The sequence below is a fragment of the Christiangramia sediminis genome (assembly GCF_020552705.1).
Taxonomy (GTDB): Bacteria; Bacteroidota; Bacteroidia; order Flavobacteriales; family Flavobacteriaceae; genus Christiangramia; species Christiangramia sediminis.
Genome location: NZ_JAJBZG010000001.1, coordinates 811,679 through 834,629 on the forward strand (window position 1 = coordinate 811,679; position 22,951 = coordinate 834,629).

Genomic DNA, 22,951 nt, shown 5'->3' on the forward strand with positions numbered 1-22,951 from the left:
TTTGCCCTAAATTAAAACTTTATGACCAAACAAGAAAAGGTACAGTTTGTTATTGATACATTAAATGAAATATACCCTGAAATTCCCATTCCGTTAGATCATAAAGATCCTTATACTTTATTAATTGCCGTGCTGCTTTCGGCTCAAAGTACAGATGTGAAAGTAAACCAGATCACTCCTAAACTATTTGAAATTGCAGATAATCCATACACCATGGTTAAGCTTTCCGTTGAAGAAATTAGAGATATAATTAGACCAGTGGGTTTATCTCCAATGAAATCTAAGGGTATACATGGTTTGTCAAAAATCCTGATTGAAAAGTATGATGGTAAAGTTCCAGCAGATATGGATGCCCTTGAAGAATTACCGGCGGTGGGCCATAAAACTGCAAGTGTAGTAGTAGCTCAGGCTTTTAATATTCCTGCATTTCCTGTAGATACTCATATACATCGATTAATGTACCGGTGGAATTTAAGTAATGGAAAAAACGTTACGCAAACGGAAAAAGATGCCAAGAGATTATTTCCCAAAGACCTGTGGAATAAATTACATCTACAGATCATTTGGTATGGAAGACAATATTCTCCCGCCAGAGCATGGGACCTGGAAAAAGATGTGATCACCAAGACAATTGGCAGAAAATCTGTTATCAAAGATTATCTTAAGAAAAAGAAATAAAAAAGACCCGCTGGCTAATAATGCAGGTCTTTTTTAAAATTAATTCAGAAGCGTCTCAAACTTCATCTTCTTGTATTCATTTACACGAAGTGCTTTTGAATAATTCAAAAGAAACTCAACAGTCTCTTTTTTTGGATGCAGATGATTAATTTTTTCTTCTTTCGAAGATTTTTTAAAGTAGAGTTTCCCCATTTGGTATTATTTTATGATTGTTTTATAGAATAACGAAACAAACAGGGGGATATTGTTTTTCTTAATTAGTTAAAATTAAATTTCTTTTTTCTATTATTTTCCGGAGATTAATAAGGGCATAACGCATTCTTCCCAAAGCTGTATTTATACTAACCCCGGTGCGCTCTGAGATCTCTTTAAAGCTCATATCCTTATAGATTCTCATGGTAAGCACCTCTAACTGATCGTCTGGTAATTCTTTAATCAATTCCTGAACATCAGATTCTATCTGGTCTTTAATTAGCTGCGTTTCAGCATTAAGATCGCCATCGCTTAAAACAGAAAAAATATTGAAATCGCCACTATTATCAAATTTGGGCATTCTTTTATTCTTTCTGAAATGATCGATGACAAGATTGTGGGAAATACGCATTACCCATGGAAGAAACTTCCCTTCTTCGTTATACTTTCCTCTTTTCAAGGTCCTGATCACTTTGATAAACGTATCCTGGAAGATATCTTCCGCGATATCTCTATCATAGACCTTTGAAAAAATAAAACTGTAAATACGATGTTGGTGACGATTGATGAGGGCGCCAAGTGCGTTTTCATTTCCATCAAGATAATCACGTACGAGCGAGGCGTCAGTTACCTTAGTGTTGTTCATAACAGTTACTTTAATGTACAGGAATTAGGGATTCCCGTGGATTAGGTTATTAAGTTTTAAAAAAGTAACTGTGTTTAATAGGCAACTGTGATTTTCGGTTATGGTTCAAATATAGCAAGATAAAATCGAGAAATGCAAACAAAAGCTTAATATTTTAACAATACTATAGGTTTTATCAGGCTTTCTTTCCCGCTTGATATTGAGTAACTTTGCCGTTTTAGCAGAAAACAAGCATGACAGCAGATATATCTAAAGTAGATCCCAAGAGGAATATTATTATCAAAGGTGCAAAACTGCACAACCTTAAAAACATCAATGCTATTATTCCCAGGAATAAACTGGTAGTGATTACTGGTTTATCGGGTTCAGGAAAATCAAGTTTAGCATTTGATACGCTCTATGCCGAAGGTCAGCGTCGATATGTGGAGAGTTTAAGTTCCTATGCAAGACAATTTCTTGGCAGGCTAAACAAACCCAAGGTGGATTATATTAAAGGTATTGCTCCTGCTATTGCTATCGAACAAAAAGTGAATTCCACAAACCCAAGATCTACGGTTGGAACTTCTACCGAAATTTACGATTATCTAAAATTGCTTTTTGCCAGAATTGGAAGAACCTATTCCCCGGTTTCAGGAAATGAAGTAAAAAAAGATACGGTCACAGATGTAATAAATTATGTAAAAGTTTTTCCTGAAAGAGAAAAACTGTTACTCCTCGCCCCTATTCATGTGGAGGAAGGCCGTTCTCTCGAGAAGAAAATAAATATCCTTGCTCAACAGGGATATAGCAGGATAAAAATCGATAAGGAGGTTGTAAGGATAGATGAAACCGATCTGAAGAAGGCTAAAGATGATAATACCTGGTTGGTCGTAGACAGAATTATCACCAAAGATGAAGAAGATTTTTATAACCGACTTGCAGATGCAGTTGAAGCAGCATTTTTTGAAGGTCAGGGGGAACTTTTTATTGAGAAACTTTCAGATAATAGTTCCAGGCACTTCAGTAATAAATTTGAGCTTGACGGAATAAATTTTCTGGAGCCAAATGTGCATTTATTCAGCTTTAACAATCCTTACGGAGCCTGCCCAAAATGTGAAGGATATGGAGATGTTATTGGTATTGATGAAGAACTGGTAATTCCAAATACCGGGCTTTCAGTTTATGAAAATGCTATTTTTCCCTGGCGTGGAGATAGTATGAGCTGGTACCGCGATCAACTGGTCAATAATTCTCATAAATTCGATTTCCCAATTCATAAACCATATTTCGAGCTGAGTGATGAGCAAAAAGAACTGGTTTGGAATGGAAATCAATATTTTGAAGGATTAAATCAATTCTTTGCGTTTCTTGAAAGTAAAGCTTATAAGATCCAGAACAGGGTCATGCTTTCCCGTTATCGCGGAAAAACCAAATGCTCTGCCTGTAAAGGAAAACGATTAAGACCGGAAGCCCAATATGTAAAGATAAGTGATCACAGTATTACAGACCTTGTTGAAAAACCTCTGGATAAAGTAAGAGCTTTCTTCAATGATCTTGAATTGAATGAATATGACGAAAAAATTGCCAAACGTCTGCTAACCGAAATAAGAAACCGACTGGAATTTCTTTCTAATGTGGGACTGGATTACCTAACTCTCAATAGAAAATCGAATACACTTTCTGGAGGGGAATCCCAGCGAATAAATCTTGCCACATCCTTAGGTAGTAGCCTGGTGGGGTCTATGTATATATTAGACGAACCTTCTATTGGATTACATCCCAAGGATACGGAGAAACTTATAGGAGTTTTAAAGCATCTTCGGGATCTGGGAAATACCGTTATTGTCGTGGAGCATGATGAAGAGATCATGAATGCAGCCGATGAAATTATTGATATTGGGCCGGAAGCAGGAACGAATGGTGGTCACTTAGTAGCTACCGGAACCATGAAACATATTTTAAAATCTGATTCTCTTACTGCAAGTTATCTCAATGGAAAAATGGAAATTGAAGTTCCTGAAAAAAGAAGGACTTCCAAAAATAAGATCAAAGTTTTAGGAGCAAGGGAAAATAACCTGAAGAATATAGATGTAGAATTTCAATTAGGAGTATTCACAGCTATTACCGGGGTTTCTGGAAGTGGTAAAAGTACCCTAGTAAAAAAGATATTATATCCTGCTGTTCAAAAAGAAATAGGAGGCTATGGAGAAAAAGCCGGGCAATTCAGCGGTGTGGAAGGTAATTTTAAAAACCTGAGTTCGGTAGAATTTGTAGATCAGAATCCCATCGGTAGATCTTCAAGATCCAATCCTGTTACCTACATTAAGGCATACGATGATATTAGAAACCTTTTTGCAAATCAGCGTTTATCCAAAATAAGAGGGTTCAAAGCAAAACATTTTTCATTTAATGTTGATGGCGGCAGATGTGAGACCTGTAAAGGTGAAGGTGAGGTTACCATCGAAATGCAATTCATGGCAGACGTTCACCTGGAATGCGAAACCTGTAATGGAAAACGTTTTAAAAAAGAGGTGCTTGAAGTAACATTTCACGACAAGAACATCGATGATATTTTGAATATGACCATTGATGATGCCACTAAATTCTTTGAAGATCATGATCAAAGTAAGATCGTTAAAAAATTAAAACCTCTTAAAGATGTTGGTCTGGGGTATGTACAACTTGGGCAAAGTTCTTCTACTCTATCTGGAGGTGAAGCACAAAGGATTAAATTAGCATCATTTTTAGTAAAAGGAAATACTAAGAACAAAGCGCTTTTCATCTTTGATGAACCTACTACAGGACTACATTTCCATGATATCAAAAAACTCCTTAAATCTTTTAATGCTCTTATTTCAAAAGGTCATACCGTAATTGTAATTGAACATAATATGGATCTGGTGAAATGTGCAGATTATGTAATAGATCTTGGACCTGAAGGAGGGGAAAATGGAGGATATCTCGTAGGCCAGGGAACTCCTGAAGAGCTTTCAAAAATAAAAAAATCTTATACTTCTAAATATCTGAAAGAAAAACTTTCCTGAATAGTAAGCGTTTAATAATCAGATTTTTAATCTTGGAATAATACTGGATTTGATTTGTGAGCTCACTGTTTCAGGACTTTGGCACGTGCTTTGTATTTAATAAGAAAATGTTCTTAATTAAATACTTTACTACCATGAAAAATCTGACCCTTATTTTCACATTCTTATTTATTGGATGGTCAGTATCGGCATCCGTAAATTCCAATACAGCTACCACTTCCTATACAAATTATAACGACTCATTCATTTTTGTTGAAGAAGGTGTAGAATTCGCGGTTTACCCAAATGGTGAATTTGATTTTTACTTTAACCCCGATTTCAGAAGAGGCAATTCTGGACATTTTTCAACTCCAAATGTAAATATTAGTTATAATTCCGGATATAATTATGAACCTTATATTCAATATGATGATTATGGAGCAGTGATTCAAATTGAAAATGTCCCAATCTATTATGATTATTATGGTAGAATTATACAGGCAGGAGATATTTTTATGCGATATAATAATTTTGGACGTCTGGCCAGAGTAGGAAATTTACATGTGCATTATAATCGTCATCACCATATAACCCATTACTCAGGTTTTATAAATCCATACAACAGGAGATATGTTTACAGGCCGTGGCATGATTATTACCGTCGTCCTAATGTAAATGTTAGTATTGTGTTTGGCAGGCCTTACAGAGCTTATTATGAACCTCAAAGGATATCTTATAATAACTATGTAACTGTTTACAACAACTATTATGTAACCAATCAGAGAAAACGGAATTTTTACAGACCTTCTCAGAAGGTGAGATCTTATAGTTATGGAACCAGAACTACCACAAAGCGTAATATAGCCCAGGTAAGAACTCGATCTAATGATAATTTCACTACTACAAGGCAGAATGCTTCCAGAAGTAATACTAACGGAATTAGAACGGAAAGAAGTGTGGCCAGAGAAAATTCTCGCTCTGCAAATACAAAAATATATAGTAACAGAGTAGAAAGAAGTACAGATTCCAGAGGTAGATCTACTAGAATTGAAAGTTCTCCTCAAAGTAGACAGATTTCAAGAATTGAAAGATCTGTGAGAACTCCGCAAAGATCTGCAGAAATAGAAAACAGAAGTTCTACCAGAGTGGAAAGACCAACTTCTACAACTAGAGAAAGAGCTGTACAAGCAAGAAGTAATACCAGAGTGGAACGTTCTGCTCCTGCTACCCGAAGCAGAACTATTGAAAAAAGTTCAGGAAATTCTGCAAGGAATTCCAGAATTGAGCGTCCAACATCAAGACAAAGTAGTTCATCTGTAAGAACACGATCTGCATCTGGAACATCAAGGTCTCAGGCAATTAGATCAAATTATTCTTCAAGATCGAGAAGTTCGGCACGAAATGTGGATAATAGAATATAGATGACAAGTTCATAATTTAATTTTTTGGTTGGTTAGTTGGAAAACCCTTGAAGCTCCCAAGCTGATAGGGTTTTCTCGTTTTATGAACTTTTCACAAACCTATCTATCATCTGATTAATATCTTCTGAAAACCGGAAATAATAAACTATAAAAAGATACAGTCCACCGGCTAAACTTGCTTTAAGAGCTATGTTCAGTATTGGAGATAACGGAAAGTTCAGAAAGTAGAAACCTACACTAAAACCAACTGTTAACAGCAGAGCTAACCAGGTTTTAGTAGTAAAGGGATGAATTTTGAATTTATTAAATACAATAAATAGTTTTGACGTATTATAAAGGGCGAAAGCTATAAAGCTAGCAATCGCTGCTCCTTCTATTCCGAATTCAGGAATAAAAAACATGTTTAAAGCAAAAGCCAATATCACAAGGATCACCCCTACTCCCAGAACGATCCTGTAATAATCTGAATTGAACAAAATACTGTTATTATTCCCCAGAATGTTATCGTAAAGTTTCACTAAAGAGATCAATAGTACCACTAGAATGCCAATATTGTATTCTTCGGGGATCAATTCATATAGGGAATTTACATTAGTGATGATCCAGATAAAAATAAGTCCGCTAATAATGAGCAGGTTTAAAGAACTCTTTTCATATAGCTCTTTTAACCCCGATCTATCCTTTTTATTAAGCATTTCGGCAGTAAGCGGATGGGTGATCTGGTGCATCGCCTTTTGTGGTACTGAAATAACCGTGGCGATATAAACCGCTATCCCATAAATAGCAACGTTCTCAATAGGCAAATAATACTCTATCATCACTTTGTCCAGATCAAGCAGCACAGTAGCCACAGAAGCCGCTAATAAGATCAGGGACGAATACTTAAGAACGGGAGAAAGGTTTTTTGGGAATTTGAAGCTGAATTTAGGACGATGCAATGAAAATGCATACATCGCCATCAATATTGTCCTGAATACGAAAACAGCCGAAATCCCATAGATAAAAACCTCCACAGTGATCCATTCAAAATACACCGCAAATAGAAGTATACTGATGCAAAACCTGTGAAAGACCTCTTTCATTAGATTTCCAAAAGCGCTTTTATAGTATATTTTAGACCAGGAGAAAAAGACTTCAAAATAAGAGGTTGCCAGTGCAATTAGAAAAATAAGCCAGATATAGGGTTGTACAAGATCATTTTCTCCCTTAAAGTATTCCAGCAAATAATCGTAAAAAAGAATTCCGAATAATCCAATAACCAATCCTGCTATAGCCGGAATTATTAGTACAAAATTTAAAAGCCTATCCTGATCTCCTCTTGTTTTATAGGAGGTAAAAAATTTGATCAAAGTACTATGTACCCCAAAAACAAGGAACGGCCAGATAAGATTAGCTGCCGATAAAAGAAAACTTACCAGTCCGTAATATTCTTTCTCGAGAAAATAGGTGAAAAGAAACAATGTATTAACCGCACCAATCCCAAAACCAATATAGGTGGTAACCATATTCTTAAAAGACTGGTTGATGATAACTCCCATTTAAACTTGCTTTATGAGATTAGCCAGATCTTCAGTGAGGGACTTCCGGTGATATTGTTCCAGATTATGAGATGTGCTCATCTGCTCATTTTTAAGATATTTACGAAACAGAGATTCAATATGATGTTTAATTTCTGAAGCATCCGCATAAGAAAATACTTTTCCGGCATTGGTTTTTGAAATTATTTTTTCAGCATCCCAATTCTTTGGACCAATGGCTAAAATAGGCTTATTCGCGGCAAGATATTCAAAGATCTTCCCCGGAATGATCCCTCTGGTTTCTTCTGAATCAATTTCAAGAAGTAGTAAGACGGAAGCTTCTCTTTGCAATTTAACAGCCCGGGCATGATTTACGTATCCTTCATTTTCCAGAAAATGCTGAAGATCATATTTTCGGATACTTCCTAATACTTCATCACTCACTTTTCCGGCAAGTCTTAATCGAAAATAGTCTTTAAAGTCTTTATTATTTTTAATCAGTTCTTGTAAAGCTTTCCAGAGACTATCCGGATTTCGTCCCGATAACAAGGAGCCAATATGAGCTATTTCAAATTGCTTTTTGGTGGAATTATTTCGATTGATTTCAGTATCAAAACCATTGGTTATAACCGTTACGGGTTGAGAAGTTTTTGAACTGAATTCTTCTTTGGTGGTAAAACTGGTAGTTATTATATGATCTGCAGCGTTTAAAACCTGTTCTTCAAGTTTTTCATGCTTTTTTCTTGAGCTATCATTCAGTTTCAATTTCTCATGATAACCGATCTGCGTCCAGGGATCCCGAAAATCTGCGATCCATTTTACAGCTAAAGCCTGCTTCAGCTTTAATCCTATAAGATGCAAACTGTGGGGAGGGCCCGTGGTAATAATTGCGTGATAATGACCATCCTCAATTTCCTTTTTTAAAAATTTAACCGAAGGCGAGATCCAGAATTTACGGGCATCAGGAATAAAATAATTCCCGCGGATATAAAGCATTGCTTTTTGTAAAGCAGACTGGTTTTCTTCTTTTTGAATAATCCCTGCACTTATGGTCTCGGTATCTTTTTTGGAAAATATCCCAGCAATTGAATATGGTTCGAAGATCTTTTTCCGGATAACCCTGATCCCTTCCGGAATTTCTTCTTCCAAGCTTTTATCGATAATAGGGTAACTTGGATTCTCCGGAACATATACCACTGCTTCAATTCCATATCCTCTCAGATACTTTACGAATTTAAGCCAGCGCTGAACGCCGGGACCGCCAGAAGGAGGCCAGTAATATGTTATAATGAGAACTTTCTTCATTCAGATATTAAATGACAAGATCATTTTCTCTTTTTGAACTCGTAACCTATTCCGCCAATGAGAACCAAGCCTATAAAAATTGAACTTATCAAGGCAATCGTACTACCTGTCTTGACAACTTCAGGTTCAAACTTAAAAACAATTTCATGATTTCCTGCGGGAATTTTCATTCCTCTTAGCACATAATTAACCTGAACATGAGACACAGGTTCACCATCAATATAAGCCTGCCAACCGGGTTGATAATAATTTTCAGAGAAAACCACGAATTGATCGGTTTCTGCTGAAAATTCATAGGTAAGTTCATTAGGCTGGTATTTTACCAATTCTATATTTGTACTCGGATCGAATTTAAAATCCTCTTTAACTTCATCCCTGAATTTAGAATTGATAATGGCGGTAGATTCAAGATCTGTATCTTTTAAACTCAGTATTTCCTCATTCTGATTTTCTACCCATTTCAGATCTTTTACGAACCAGGCATTACCATAAGTATTTGGATTTTGCTGAGCCTGATTACCCTCTTCAGTTGGTACTATAAAATATTTCACATTGAGCATGCTCAATATTTTCATATTATTCTGCGAAATATAAAAATCGAACAGATCCTGAATTCTTCCCGGTTTAGCCGCATGATAACCGCCCAGCGCATTATGGTAATAGGAAGTTCTTCCGGTATTGAAAGGGTCTCCTGAAACATCAAATACCCTATAGTGAGTTTTATCTTCCAGAATCTGCGCATCAGCTGCCATTTTTTGAAAAGGCTGTTCCATTTCTGAAGCCCTAACAAAATCATCATTATTAACATAGCGTTTGTCTACACCAATCAGATCAAATAAGATCAAAGCTACCATACCACCAATAACGATATCTTTGCTCACTTTAGATTTTAAATAGGCCCAGATAAGTCCGGCAGCAATTAAAACTAGAATAAGCGAACGAATTACATCTGAAGTAAAAATAGCTTTTCTATCCTCCTCGAGAGCATTCATAAAATCCATTCCGAATTGTTTGCTATACATCGCATCACTGGCGCCGGCAAAATCAAATAAGACAGATTTAAACAAAAGAAAGACAAGCAACAATCCACCAGTAATTATAGCAGACCATTTTAAAGCATATAATTTCTCTTCCTGTTTTACCTCTTTCAGGAATAATTTGTAAAGTCCAAAAACAGCCAGTAAAGGCAGACATAATTCCAGGATAACCTGTATGGATGTAATCGCTCTGAATTTATCATATAAGGGCACAAATTCTATGAAAAATCTGGTGAGAAACTCGAAGTTCTTTCCCCAACTTAGCAGTAAGGCCAGAATACTTCCTCCAACGATCCACCACTTCAATCGCCCACGAATTAAAAGGAGGGCAAATACAAATAGAAAGACCACGGTTGCCCCAATATATGCCGGAGCGCCTACATAGGGTTGATCACCCCAATAGGTAGGAGCATTTTCAGCAAAGCCTGCAGCCTGAACCGGTGAGGCACCAATTCCCCTTAAAGCATCATAGATATTAGAGTCTTTACCAATATTTTCTGAACTTCCACCACCCATAAACCTTGGAACCATGAGGTTGAAGCTTTCCACAATTCCGTAACTGTAAGAAGTAATATATTCAAAGCCCAGCCCGGATTTCTCTTTTGGGCTTCCGTTTGGCTGTATGCTCAATTCTGATTCACCCCGAGTACTAAACTGCGTATATTCACTGGTCGCCAATAAATTGGTGGCATTAGCCGCAATAGCAATAACTACAGCTACTACCATAACCCCAATGGCTTTAAAATAATTGGATAATAGCTTTTTTCGATAGGCATCTACCAGATATGCGATCCCCAGAATAATAACCAGAAGTAAAAGATAATAGGTCATTTGGAAATGATTCGCCTGGATCTCCAATGCCATTGCTACCGCGAGCAGTAAAAAACTCCAGATATTCCGATTTCTGAAAATGGCAATGATCCCGGCAAGGACCATGGGCATATAAGCGATGGCATGAGCTTTTGAGTTATGCCCTATGCCTAATATAATTATAAGATAAGTTGAAAAACCAAAGGCTATGGACCCTAAAAATGCCAGCTTATAGTCCACTTTCATACAAAGAAGTAGGATATAGAAACCTATAAAATATAGAAAGAGATAATCTGCAGGCCTTGGTAAGAACCTTAATAGACTGTCCAGTTCCTTTACGTAATTATGAGGATAATAAGCACCTAATTGATAGGTAGGCATACCACCAAAAGCAGAATCGGTCCAGTAGGGTTCTTCACCAGTTTCGGCTCTAAAATCTTTTTGTTCCTGAGCCATCCCGATATATTGAACGATATCGCTCTGGAAAATCTCTTTTCCCTGCAGTACAGGATTGAAGTAAAATAATGATAATACAATAAAACCTGCCAGAACCAGCAGGTGAGGTAAGAATTGCTTCAGTTTAGTCATTAATCGGACTTTTGATTTTAACCACAATTTTGTGCTACAAAGCCCAGAATGATAAGCTTTGTTAAAATCCGAAATTAATCAATTTCTTCGTAATCGATATATTCACCAACGTTTTTATTGGATCCCTTATTTTCTTTAGGTTTTTTATCGATACTAACTTTTCCTTTTTTTTCCTGGGATTGACGGGCACCTCCAAATTGCTGATTGAATTGTTTTTCAACTTTCTGACCCATTTTCTTCATGAACCACTTAAGTATAAGCGGACCGAAAAACCGGAGGAATATTTTTAAACCAAAGTATACTAACAAAACGATGAGTACCGTTTTTAATACTCCAGATAATGATGCTTCTAACATTTTTAAGCTTTTTGCAAAAATAAAAATAAGCCGCCACAATCATGGAAACTTCGGCTATAAAATTATAATAAATCTTATATCTTTGAAAGAATCAACCCACATAAGCATGCGTAATTTAGCCATATGTAGCCTTCTACTATTTATTGCCACCACAAGTCTTCACGCTCAATATACTGAAACCATAAACTCGAACAGACCCGGGCAATCACAGGGTGCATTCGCCGTAGGGACCAATGTCCTGCAATTGGAAACAGGAGCCTATTTTGGGAATGATGAACATTCGGGACTGGGAACAGATACTGATATTTGGGGAATAGATTATCAATTACGCTACGGTCTTCTTTTTGAAAGACTGGAATTAAATATTAGCGGTTCTTTCGAAAATCAGGATATCACCAGAAACTTTCTTGGGACCACTGGTGAAGCCACGATTAGAAATTTCAGATCGAATAGCATAGGAGCTAAATATCTGGTTTTTGATCCATATGTAAGTCTTCCGGAAGATAAACCCAATCTATATAGCTGGAAAGCCAATCAGAGATTTAAATGGAAAACCCTGATTCCCGCAATTTCAATTTATGCGGGCGCTAATTTTTCTTTTGGTGATAATCCTTATTTATTTGAAGGGGAAGGTAAGTTCAGCCCCAAAGCTGCAATAATTACCCAAAATAACTGGGGACGATGGGTGCTGGTTTTAAATTTAATAGCCGATAAACTAACAGAAGATTATAGATCTTATGTTGGTATAGCTACTATGACGCATGCAGTAACTCCGAATTTTGCAGTATTTGGAGAGTATCAGGCAATCAAAGGTGATATTTATGCTGATGACCTGGTTCGAGGAGGAGCTGCTTATTTAGTAGGAAAGAATTTGCAATTTGATGTTTCCGGATTATTGAATTTTAAGGATACTCCATCCAGGTGGCAGGTAGCTGCCGGCATCTCTTATAGACTTGATCTGCATAAAGTAGATGAGTTCCTGGAAGAATCTAACGAAGGAAACAGAAGAAGGGTCAGAAGTAAAAAGTTGAAAGAAAAAGAAAATGAAGGTGATGATAATGGAGATGATGATCAATAAATATTGTTCTTAAAAGCAAAAAAAGTCCTGCAATTTGCAGGACTTTTTTATGTAATAATATATGTAACTTTTACTTATTAGACATCGCAGCTTCAACCGAAGCAGAAAGTCTTTTATAAGTACCATTTTCAAGTCTTTCTCTAATTGCTGAAAAAGCTTTAAGTGTTTCTTCAATATCTTCAAGGGTATGTGTGGCTGTTGGGATCATTCTTAGAAGAATTAATCCTTTTGGAATTACCGGGTATACAACAATAGAACAGAATACGCCATGGTTCTCACGAAGATCTTTCACTAAAGCCATAGCTTCTGGAATACTTCCTTTAAGATATACCGGAGTCACACAACTTTGAGTAGTTCCAATATCAAAACCATTTTCTTTCAATCCGTTCTGAAGTGCATTTACATTCTCCCATAACTTTTCTTTAAGCTCAGGCATCGTTCTTAGCATTTCCAGACGCTTTAATGCACCTACGACCAACTGCATTTGCAGTGACTTCGCGAACATTTGTGATCTAAGGTTATATTTCAAATAATCTATGATCTCTTTATCTGCAGCAATAAAAGCCCCAGTACTTGCTAAAGATTTAGCGAAAGTTGCGAAATATACGTCTATTTCGTCCTGTACACCTTGCTCCTCACCTGCTCCGGCACCTGTTTTACCTAGGGTTCCAAAACCGTGAGCATCATCAACAAATAGTCTAAAATTGAATTTCTTTTTAAGCTCTACGATTTCCTTAAGTTTTCCCTGCTCACCTCTCATTCCGAAAACACCTTCAGAAATTAGCAGAATTCCACCACCGGTTTGTTCTGCGATCTTTGTAGCACGTTGAAGGTTTTTCTCGATACTTTCCATATCGTTGTGCTTATAGGTAAATCGCTGACCTAAATGCAATCTAACCCCGTCAATGATACATGCATGAGCATCTACGTCATATACAATGACATCCTGTTTGGAAACCAAAGCATCAATGGTAGAAACCATTCCCTGGTACCCAAAATTAAGTAGGTATGCTGATTGTTTATGAACAAAGGAAGCTAATTCATCCTGCAATTTTTCATGAAGATCTGTATGACCACTCATCATTCTTGCTCCCATAGGATAAGCAGAACCGTATTCGGCCGCTGCTTCTGCATCTATTTTACGAACTTCAGGATGATTGGCAAGTCCCAGGTAATCATTAATACTCCAGGTGATCACTTCTTTACCGCGAAATTTCATACGATTAGAAATTGGCCCTTCGAGTTTTGGAAATACGAAATATCCCTCTGCCTGATCTGCCCATTTACCTAGCGGTCCTTTGTCTTTGTAAATTTTATCAAATAAATCCTTCATCAGTCATTTTTTAGACGAGCCGCAAAAATACTGAAATTTGGCTCAATTCTACAAAGTAAATTTTAAACATCGAAATCTAATAAAAACAAAAGCATCCTACAAAGAATAGGATGCTTTTGTTAATAAGTGTTAATAAAGTATTATTTAATCACATCTATTGATTGTGATTTTGTTTCATGTTCTGTATCAAAAAATCCTTGTTCGTTCATCCAGTCATCGCTATAAATCTTACTCATATAACGGGAACCGTGATCTGGGAAAATCATAACCACATTTGAATTCTTATCAAATTCTCCCTCTTCATAATACTGCTTTAATCCCTGCATAGCAGCTCCGCTGGTATAGCCTACAAAAAGACCTTCTGTTCTTGCAATTTCCCTGGCAGTATGGGCTGCATCTTCATCAGACACCTTGGTGAATTTATCTATCACATCAAAATCTGTGGCTGTAGGGATCAGGTTTTTACCAAGTCCTTCAATTCTATAAGGATAGATCTCTTCCTTATCAAACTCACGGGTTTCATGGTATTTTTTTAGAACAGAACCAAAAGCATCTATTCCAAGAATTTTAATATCAGGATTTTGTTCTTTCAGAAATCTTGCAGTTCCGGAGATAGTTCCTCCTGTTCCGCTACAAGCTACTAAATGAGTGATTTTTCCTTCAGTTTGTTTCCATATTTCGGGTCCTGTAGTCTGGAAATGAGCCTCAATATTAAGCTCGTTGAAATATTGATTGATATATACTGAACCTTTTATTTCTTTATGAAGCCTTTTTGCTACTTCATAATAAGAACGTGGGTCATCGGCAGGAACATTCGCAGGACAAACATACACCTTCGCTCCCATTGTCTTGAGCATGTCTATCTTATCTTTCGAAGATTTTGAGCTAACTGCCAGAATACATTCATAACCTTTGATACAGCTAACCATGGCAATACTGAATCCTGTATTGCCAGAAGTTGTTTCGATAATTGTATCTCCGGGTTTTAAGATGCCTTTTTTCTCAGCTTCTTCTATAATGTGCAGGGCTATTCTATCTTTAGATGAGTGTCCAGGATTAAAAGCTTCTACTTTAGCAAAATATTGTCCTTTATAAGTGCTGGTTATCTTATTCAGGTGAATTAACGGAGTATTACCCACGAGTTGTAATACATTGTCATATACCTTCAAGTCTTCTCTCATAAGTCGAAGTTCATTTATAAAAATGATTCTAAAAAGCTACACTTTTAAAATCGTTCAAATTTAAGGCAAATTTTTTAATTATTCGTTTATCCCCTCTAAATCCAATAGAAACGCGTACTCTTCTGCCACTTCCTTTAATGCTTCAAACCTTCCCGAAGCGCCTCCATGACCTGCATCCATGTTCGTATGAAGAAGGAGAATGTTATCGTCGGTCTTCAACTCCCTTAATTTAGCGACCCATTTCGCCGGCTCCCAGTATTGTACCTGGGAATCATGTAATCCCGTGGTGATAAGCATATTTGGATAATCCTGGGCTTTTACATTATCATAGGGAGAATAGGACTTCATATAATCGTAATAATCTTTATTATTAGGATTTCCCCACTCATCATACTCGCCGGTAGTTAATGGAATAGTATCATCCAGCATAGTAGTCACCACGTCTACGAAAGGTACAGCAGCTATAACACCGTTATAAAGGTTAGGGGCGATATTTACCACAGCTCCCATAAGTAATCCCCCGGCTGAACCACCCATGGCGTATAAGTGATTGGCTGAAGTATAATTTTCTTTCACCAGAAATTCTGAAACATCAATAAAATCTGTGAAGGTATTTTTTTTGCTGAATAATTTTCCATCCTCATACCATTCACGTCCTAAATATTCTCCTCCGCGAATATGAGCAATAGCATAAATAAATCCTCTGTCCAGTAAACTTAATCTAACGGAAGAGAAGTATGGATCTATAGTTGAACCATAAGAACCATAGGCATACTGAAGCAATGGACTATTACCATCTTTTTTTGTTCCTTTTCTATAAACTAAAGAGACAGGGATCTTAGTGCCATCATTTGCTGTTGCCCAAAGTCTTTCTGAAGTGTAATTATCCTTATCGAATTTGCCTCCCAGCACTTCCTGTTCCTTCAGGACCACCTTATCCCCGGTTTTCATATTATACTCCACCACTGAAGTTGGGGTGGAGAGGCTATTGTAGGTATACCTTAGAATATCCGTCTCAAAATCAGGATTTATAGAGGTATAGGCAGTGTAAGTTTCATTATCGAACGGAATATAGAATTCTTCGCTATCATCCCATTTTATAATTCTTATCTTATTAAGACCATTATTACGCTCACTAACTACCAGATATTCTTTAAAAATATCAATATCTTCAAGGAGGTAATCCTCTCTATGAGGTATCACATCCACCCAATTTTCCATACCTGTATTATCTACAGGTGTTTTCATCAGTTTGAAATTGGTTGCATTATCTTTATTCGTAACCACATAAAAATCCCCATCAAAATGAGAAATACTGTATTCAAGACCTCTTTGTCTTGGCTGGAATACATTAAAATCTCCTTCAGGCTTATCGGCATCAAGAAAACGATATTCTGTAGTTAAAGTACTATGCGAGCCTATGATGATATATTCTCTGGACTTAGATTTATATACATATGTATTGAAGGTCTCATCTTCTTCTTCATATACAAGTTGATCTTCCTTAGGATCGGTTCCCAGGATATGCTTGTAAATCCTGAAAGATCTTAAAGTTTGCGGATCCTTCTTGGTATAATATAGTGTTTTATTGTCGTTTGCCCAGGTTGATCCTCCCGTAGTATTTTTTATTTCCTCCTTATATATTTCTCCGGTTTCAAGATTTTTGATCCTGATGGTATATTTTCTTCTACTCAAAGTATCTGTCCCAAAAGCTACCAGTTTATTATCGGGACTTACATTAAGTCCACCCAGGCTGTAATAATCGAAACCTTCAGCCATATCGTTAACATTGAACATGACCTCTTCAGGCGCATCAAGGCTTTCTTTTTTTCTGGAATAAACAGGATAATCGTAGCCCTTTTCAAATCGAGTAATGTACCAGTATCCGTTCAATTTATAAGGAACAGATTCGTCATCTTCTTTTATACGCGACTTCATCTCTTCAAAAAGATCTGCCTGGAAATCTTTGGTATGAGAAGTCATTTTATCATTATAGTCATTTTCAGCCTTCAGATAATCAATAACTTCCTGGTCTTCGCGTTGGTTCATCCAGAAATAATTATCGATTCGCACATCACCGTGCTTTTCGAGTTCTTTAGCAACTTTTTTTGCCTTCGGGGCTTGAATATCTTTTTTCAAATCTGTGTTATTTTGGGCGGTTGCAAATGTAACGCATCCTAATAGAATAACTAATACTCTTTTCATTTTGACTGGTTTGATGCCGTAATTTAGTAAATTTGAAATCATAAATTTTAAAATAAAAAAATATGTTTGGAGATATGATGGGCATGATGAATAAACTGAAGGAAGCCCAGGAAAAAGTAGAAGCGACAAAAAAGAGATTGGATACTGTCTTGGTTGATGAACAATCCAGTGATGGTCTTTTAAAAGTGACTATTACCGCTAACAGAAAAGTGAAGAATATTTCTATTGATGACAAGTTGCTGGAAGATAAAGAGCAACTGGAAGATTACCTTGTTCTAACGATGAATAAAGCGATAGAAAAAGCTACGGAGATCAATGAAGCTGAGATTGGAGCTGCCGCTAAAGATGGAATGCCAGATATCCCAGGAATGGACGGATTGATGAAATAAAGAATAAAAGCCCGAAATATTAATTTCGGGCTTTTCATTTTATATCAAATATCAATTTGTTCTATGCTCCTCCTCTTGCAGGATAATCTTCTTTCAAAACAAAAGAAATGGATTTTAGCAAATCATTAAATTTGGGTCTGGCAAAAGGCATAGATTGAATACTCGCCGAATACAATGTATTATCTGGTTTGATCAAAAATAGGGCTGGCTCAACAAATACCTCCGGTTCTGAATCTTTAACCGCTTCAGAAATGAACAATCCCCATTTCCTTCCTTCTTCAGTACTAAAATCATAGCCGATATTCAACTTATCGATATCCCATTCTTCAACAGTCTTTTGAGCTAAGTCCTCATTATTTGCACTTATGCAAATCACATTCACACCTTTATCTCTGAAATCTTCGATCTTGGTATTTAATTCTTCCAGATATTTTTTACAAACGGGACAATGAATTCCACGGTAAAAAATAAGCATGGTGAAATTTTCAGGTTTATTATCTCTAATATTCCATTTCAATCCTTTGGTAGTCTTCACTAATAGTTCGGGAACTTCCTGTTTTGGTTTCAAGTTTTTCATAATTCAATTTTTTGAAAAATACCTGAATTTGAAACCGATCCATATTAAAGACCTGCTAATCTTTAGTTAAGCTTTTTCAAACTTAATCAAGATCGATACTTCGTAATGTTTCCAGAAAATGATTATGCATTTCTTCTGAATAATCCAGATGTGTCACCACTCTAAGTTTTCCCTGACCCATATTACTTATACGTATATTCTTATCTGAAAGCTGTTGGATAAATTTAGATTCATCTTCAGCATTCTTCAGGTAAAAGATGACAATATTAGTTTCCACCGGTTCTACTTTCCCAATGTAATCTAATTGTTCTAACACTCCCGCAATCTCTGCAGCTCTATCATTATCTTTTGCCAGTTGCTCCATATGATTATCCAGTGCATAAATACCAGCTGCAGCCATAAATCCTACCTGGCGCATGCCTCCGCCTAAAACTTTTCTCACTCTTATCGCGTTTTTCATCAATCTTTTATCCCCAATAAGTACAGATCCCATTGGTGTTCCTAATCCTTTGGAAAGACAAACTGAAATAGTATCAAATAACTTCCCATAGTCTTTAGGGTTTTCATCATTTTTTACAATGGCATTAAATAGTCTTGCTCCATCCAGATGTAAACCAAGTTCATTATTGTCACAGACTTTCCTTATTCTTTTGATCTCTTCAAGGTCATAACAAGCACCACCACCTTTATTAGTTGTATTTTCAAGACAAACCAGGCTTGTTAGCGGACTATGATAAAAATCTGGCGGATTGATATTTTCTTCAACCTGTTCTGCAGTGAACATCCCGCGGTCTCCGTCAACCAACTTACATGAAACTCCGCTATTAAAAGAAACTCCTCCCCCTTCATAATTATATACATGGGCCCATTTATCACATATTAATTGCTCGCCTGGTTGCGTATGCAATTTTATTGCGGCCTGATTTGCCATACTTCCGGTAGGAAAAAACAAGGCTTCATCCTTCCCGAACATACTGGCCAGTTTCTCCTCCAGTTTATTAATGGTAGGATCTTCTTTATACACATCATCCCCCACCTCAGCGGTCATTATCGCCTGCAGCATTCCTTTAGTTGGTCTGGTAACGGTATCACTTCTAAGATCTATTTCTTTCATGGTTATTTTTTCTGAAATGCTAAGTTAAAATTTATAAAGTCTTTTTCTAAAATTCATTATTCATAATTAAATGTGGCAATAAAAGCGTAAAATATGATTTATCTGCCTTTTATTAAATTATACAGAATAATCTATAAGGTTTTACTTAAATAACTGATAAACAGATAATTTATTCGTATTTTAAGACAAACCTGAGTTATGAAAAGAAAAGATAACAATCCAACTTTTGAATCCTACAATAGGGATCCAAAGCTATATGATGAAATATTTGATGAACATGAAAACGTAAGAGAGACCTATAAGACCCTATTCGAATTATATAGTGAGCATTCCGCTCAGGATTTTGGAAGACTTAATAACAAGGCCAAGGCATCCTTCTTTAATCAGGGAATTACGTTTCAGGTTTATGGAGATCATGAGATCAAGGAAAAGATTTTTCCATTTGATCTCTTCCCCAGAATTATTGATTCAGAAGAATGGGAGCATATCGAGAAGGGAGTTCTCCAAAGAAGTAAAGCCCTCAATGCATTTCTCCATGATCTCTACCATGACAAAAATATTATAAAAGAAGGTATTGTCCCGTTAGACCTAATTAGTTCTTCAGAAAATTACCTGGATCAGATGAATGGTTTTGATCCACCTGGTGGAATTTATAATCATATTTCTGGCACAGACCTTATAAAACATTCAGACGGAAAATACTATGTACTGGAAGATAACATTAGGTGTCCTTCCGGAGTAAGTTATGTGATCTGTAACAGAACGGCTTTAAAAAGAGCCTTGTTTGGTGTTTTTAATCACTACCAGGCTCATACGGTTACCGATTACGCACAAAATCTTCTGGAAATTCTGGAAACGGTAAAACCTAAAGGAGTTGATGTCCCTAATTGTGTAGTGATCACTCCGGGAATATACAATTCGGCTTACTATGAACATTCTTATCTTGCCAAAGCCATGGGTGTTGAACTGGTAGAAGGACGGGACCTTTTTGTTGAAAATGATTTCGTTTATATGAAAACGATAAATGGCCCGGAAAAGGTTGATGTAATTTATCGAAGAATAGATGATCAGTTTTTAGATCCGCTGGAATTTAAACCAGATTCGGCAATAGGAGTACCGGGACTTATGGCCGCCTATAAACAGGGAAATGTTTGTCTCGTGAATGCACCGGGAACGGGAGTTGCAGATGATAAAGCCATTTATACATATATGCCTGAGATCATTAAATACTATTTAGATGAGGAACCCATTCTTAATAATGTGTCAACCTATCATTGTAGCAGACCAGATGAACTTAAATATGTACTGGATAATGTTCATAATTTAGTCATAAAACCCGTTGATGAAGCCGGTGGTTATGGAATCTCCATTGGAAACAGACTGACCCAGGAAGAAATTGAAGAAGTGAAAGCGACCATTATAGCCAGCCCAAGAAAATATATTGCTCAACCAATCATGTCTTTATCTGTTCATCCAACTTATATAGAAGATAAAGAATGTTTTGAACCTCGACATGTAGACCTCCGTACGTTTACATTATTGGGCGAAAACAAGGAATTTGTGCTTAAAGGTGGGCTTACCAGAGTTGCGCTTCAAAAAGGAAATCTAATAGTTAATTCTTCTCAAGGTGGTGGTTCTAAAGATACCTGGGTATTAAAAAATAATCAATAATTTATGTTAGCAAGAGTAGCCAATAACCTGTTCTGGATGGGAAGATATATTGAACGTGCAGAACATGTAGCAAGATATTTAAATGTCAATTATTTCGCATCTCTGGATGCACCTAACGAGCAATCTCAATCCAGACAATTTGTTTTGCAGTCCATGCTTTACATGGCCGATGATTTCAGCAGAAATGAAAATGAATTAAAGGAAGAAGAAGTTTTATATGATATCGCCTTAAATCCTGAAAAAGATTTTTCGGTAATCAACTATGTGAAGTTGGCACGTGAAAACGCAAATAGCGCAAGAGACTTAATCTCTACTGAGTTATATGAGTCACTGAATAAATTCTACCATTTTGTCCTGAATTATCCTGTTGAAAATTTCAAAAAAAGCGGGTTGTATGATTTCACGGTCCAGGTAAATGAAAATACCTCTGTACTAAGAGGAAAAATAAGAGGAACATTACTGCATGACGAGGTATATGCGATCATTATGCTGGGAATCAATATTGAAAGAGCCACGCAGGTGATTCGCATTATCAATTCTAAATATAAGGACGCTGTCTTCGCACAGGGAAGTTATGGGGATACTTTAAAAAATAGTTACGAATGGACCACATTATTAAAGTGTGCAGAATCTTATGATATGATGAGAAGATTCTATCGTCAGACTCCTACGAGCATTACTACCCTGGAATTTCTAATTTTAAATACAGATTGTCCAAGATCGGTAATGAACAGCTTGAATGAGGTTTGTAAACATATCATGGTGCTGAGTCATGAAAAGCATCCCTCCAAACATTCTTCCGCATTTTTAATCGGAAAGGTAAGAGCGAAATATCAGTTTAAGATAATAGAAGAAATTGAAAGTGATCTTCAGGCATTCATAGAAAACATCCTTGAGGATCTTAACAATATCGGGCTTAAATTAGAAAAGGATTATTTTCATTATTAATCCATAAAAATCAATTTAATTTGAAGTTCCTAAATTTCTGAAAATGAACCTGGATTACACCATACGCTATACAGCAAAAAACACTTATCAAAATGAGACCAACGGTGCTTTATGGCAATTTTTGATTATTCCTGAAAATAATGAGTCACAGGAATTAATTTCCGATGATTTTAGTAATTCACTGAATACTCCTGTAGAAAATTCGGTCAATGGTTATGACTTCAGAACTTATCGTATTAGACCTAAACAGTCTTTTGAAGAAATAGAATTCACGGCAGATTTTAAGATCATCAAAAAGGTAGAGAATATTTTTGAAAAAGTTTCTCAGGAATTTTCTGAAAGAGAATTCGAAGATTTGAAGTCTCTGGAATTTAAAGCTGGTAATGATGTATTTTTAAGGAATACAGATCTTACTACACTTCACCAGGAAGTAGATTTTAAATTTGATAAGACATTGTCTTTATTCGAAAATCTTCAGAATCTTAATTCCTGGATAAAAGAAGAATTTACTTTTAAAACTAATGTCACCGATATAGACACAGATCTAAATCATATCCTGGAGATCAAACAAGGCGTATGTCAGGATTTCACCCATTTGTTTATAGCAATAGCCAAGCAATTCGGTATTCCCTCCAGATATGTTTCGGGTTACCTGCATCAGGGCAATGGATATTTTGGAGATTCCCAAATGCATGCCTGGGTAGAATGTTGCCTGCCAGATAGCGGCTGGATAGGTTTTGATCCAACAAACAACCTTATCGCAGCAGAAAACCATATCAAAGTAGCTCACGGTAAAGATTACACCGATTGCCCACCTCTAAAAGGCGTGGTATACTCTTCAGGTAAAAATGAAACTGAATATACCGTTCAGGTTTCTTCCCAGAAGCAGCAACAGCAATAGTG

At 36.4% G+C, this 22,951-nt stretch carries 19 protein-coding genes; 8 read left to right on the forward strand and 11 right to left on the reverse strand.

The window, feature by feature from the left end; translation table 11 throughout:
- Positions 1 to 21: 21 nt before the first annotated feature.
- Positions 22 to 678 (forward strand): endonuclease III domain-containing protein, encoded by a 657-nt coding sequence (locus LGQ90_RS03870; protein WP_229338293.1) that lies wholly within the window; start codon positions 22 to 24, stop codon positions 676 to 678.
- Between the two features lie 39 nt (positions 679 to 717).
- On the opposite strand, the gene LGQ90_RS03875 is transcribed toward LGQ90_RS03870, so the two are convergent.
- Both LGQ90_RS03875 and LGQ90_RS03880 read right to left on the reverse strand, forming a co-directional pair.
- Positions 718 to 870, reverse strand: a complete 153-nt coding sequence (locus LGQ90_RS03875) for a hypothetical protein (protein ID WP_229338295.1) — start codon at positions 868 to 870, stop codon at positions 718 to 720.
- A gap of 61 nt (positions 871 to 931) precedes the next feature.
- Positions 932 to 1,516: an RNA polymerase sigma factor gene (locus LGQ90_RS03880; RefSeq protein ID WP_229338297.1), complete on the reverse strand. Its 585-nt coding sequence runs from the start codon at positions 1,514 to 1,516 to the stop codon at positions 932 to 934.
- A gap of 233 nt (positions 1,517 to 1,749) precedes the next feature.
- On the opposite strand from LGQ90_RS03880, the gene uvrA reads away from it, so the two are divergent.
- Together uvrA and LGQ90_RS03890 are read left to right on the forward strand one after the other, a co-directional pair.
- Positions 1,750 to 4,539, forward strand: coding sequence for an excinuclease ABC subunit UvrA (uvrA, locus tag LGQ90_RS03885; RefSeq protein ID WP_229338299.1), 2,790 nt, complete (start codon positions 1,750 to 1,752; stop codon positions 4,537 to 4,539).
- 134 nt (positions 4,540 to 4,673) lie between these two features.
- Complete coding sequence (locus LGQ90_RS03890; RefSeq protein WP_229338301.1) at positions 4,674 to 5,939, forward strand: hypothetical protein; 1,266 nt, start codon at positions 4,674 to 4,676, stop codon at positions 5,937 to 5,939.
- 80 nt (positions 5,940 to 6,019) lie between these two features.
- On the opposite strand, the gene LGQ90_RS03895 is transcribed toward LGQ90_RS03890, so the two are convergent.
- The 4 genes from LGQ90_RS03895 to LGQ90_RS03910 all read right to left on the reverse strand — a co-directional run bounded on the left by LGQ90_RS03895 (position 6,020) and on the right by LGQ90_RS03910 (position 11,552).
- On the reverse strand, positions 6,020 to 7,477 hold the full coding sequence (locus LGQ90_RS03895) for a lipopolysaccharide biosynthesis protein (RefSeq protein WP_229338303.1): 1,458 nt from the start codon (positions 7,475 to 7,477) through the stop codon (positions 6,020 to 6,022).
- Positions 7,478 to 8,761, reverse strand: a complete 1,284-nt coding sequence (locus LGQ90_RS03900) for a glycosyltransferase family 4 protein (RefSeq protein ID WP_229338306.1) — start codon at positions 8,759 to 8,761, stop codon at positions 7,478 to 7,480.
- Between the two features lie 20 nt (positions 8,762 to 8,781).
- Complete coding sequence (locus LGQ90_RS03905) at positions 8,782 to 11,196, reverse strand: YfhO family protein (protein ID WP_229338308.1); 2,415 nt, start codon at positions 11,194 to 11,196, stop codon at positions 8,782 to 8,784.
- 74 nt (positions 11,197 to 11,270) lie between these two features.
- Positions 11,271 to 11,552, reverse strand: coding sequence for a DUF4834 family protein (locus LGQ90_RS03910; RefSeq protein WP_229338310.1), 282 nt, complete (start codon positions 11,550 to 11,552; stop codon positions 11,271 to 11,273).
- 106 nt (positions 11,553 to 11,658) lie between these two features.
- On the opposite strand from LGQ90_RS03910, the gene LGQ90_RS03915 reads away from it, so the two are divergent.
- The gene (locus LGQ90_RS03915) at positions 11,659 to 12,630 is read left to right on the forward strand and encodes a transporter (RefSeq protein WP_229338311.1); all 972 of its coding nucleotides are present in this window, start codon (positions 11,659 to 11,661) and stop codon (positions 12,628 to 12,630) included.
- 70 nt (positions 12,631 to 12,700) lie between these two features.
- Here LGQ90_RS03915 and capB read toward each other — a convergent pair whose 3' ends face one another.
- The 3 genes from capB to LGQ90_RS03930 all read right to left on the reverse strand — a co-directional run bounded on the left by capB (position 12,701) and on the right by LGQ90_RS03930 (position 17,349).
- Positions 12,701 to 13,963, reverse strand: coding sequence for a cysteate-C-fatty acyltransferase (capB, locus tag LGQ90_RS03920; RefSeq protein WP_229338313.1), 1,263 nt, complete (start codon positions 13,961 to 13,963; stop codon positions 12,701 to 12,703).
- A gap of 140 nt (positions 13,964 to 14,103) precedes the next feature.
- Entirely contained in the window at positions 14,104 to 15,144 is a 1,041-nt protein-coding gene (gene capA / locus LGQ90_RS03925) for a cysteate synthase (RefSeq protein ID WP_229338315.1), read from the reverse strand.
- 78 nt (positions 15,145 to 15,222) lie between these two features.
- Positions 15,223 to 17,349: a S9 family peptidase gene (locus LGQ90_RS03930; RefSeq protein WP_229338317.1), complete on the reverse strand. Its 2,127-nt coding sequence runs from the start codon at positions 17,347 to 17,349 to the stop codon at positions 15,223 to 15,225.
- A gap of 62 nt (positions 17,350 to 17,411) precedes the next feature.
- Between LGQ90_RS03930 and LGQ90_RS03935 the strand changes: the two genes are divergently transcribed.
- The gene (locus LGQ90_RS03935; RefSeq protein WP_229338319.1) at positions 17,412 to 17,738 is read left to right on the forward strand and encodes a YbaB/EbfC family nucleoid-associated protein; all 327 of its coding nucleotides are present in this window, start codon (positions 17,412 to 17,414) and stop codon (positions 17,736 to 17,738) included.
- A 61-nt stretch (positions 17,739 to 17,799) separates the two neighbouring features.
- Here LGQ90_RS03935 and LGQ90_RS03940 read toward each other — a convergent pair whose 3' ends face one another.
- Both LGQ90_RS03940 and LGQ90_RS03945 read right to left on the reverse strand, forming a co-directional pair.
- Positions 17,800 to 18,315, reverse strand: coding sequence for a redoxin domain-containing protein (locus tag LGQ90_RS03940; protein ID WP_229338321.1), 516 nt, complete (start codon positions 18,313 to 18,315; stop codon positions 17,800 to 17,802).
- An 82-nt stretch (positions 18,316 to 18,397) separates the two neighbouring features.
- Entirely contained in the window at positions 18,398 to 19,429 is a 1,032-nt protein-coding gene (locus LGQ90_RS03945; RefSeq protein ID WP_229338323.1) for a threonine aldolase family protein, read from the reverse strand.
- 198 nt (positions 19,430 to 19,627) lie between these two features.
- Here LGQ90_RS03945 and LGQ90_RS03950 point away from each other — a divergent pair, with 198 nt between their 5' ends.
- Genes LGQ90_RS03950 through LGQ90_RS03960 form a run of 3 tightly spaced genes read left to right on the forward strand, consistent with a single transcriptional unit; the run spans position 19,628 to position 22,949 of the window.
- Entirely contained in the window at positions 19,628 to 21,100 is a 1,473-nt protein-coding gene (locus LGQ90_RS03950) for a circularly permuted type 2 ATP-grasp protein (RefSeq protein ID WP_229338325.1), read from the forward strand.
- Between the two features lie 3 nt (positions 21,101 to 21,103).
- Positions 21,104 to 22,048, forward strand: coding sequence for an alpha-E domain-containing protein (locus LGQ90_RS03955; protein WP_229338327.1), 945 nt, complete (start codon positions 21,104 to 21,106; stop codon positions 22,046 to 22,048).
- 43 nt (positions 22,049 to 22,091) lie between these two features.
- Positions 22,092 to 22,949 carry a transglutaminase-like domain-containing protein gene (locus LGQ90_RS03960; protein ID WP_229338329.1) on the forward strand — a complete coding sequence of 286 codons (858 nt, stop codon included), beginning with the start codon at positions 22,092 to 22,094 and terminating at the stop codon, positions 22,947 to 22,949.
- Positions 22,950 to 22,951 lie beyond the last annotated feature (2 nt).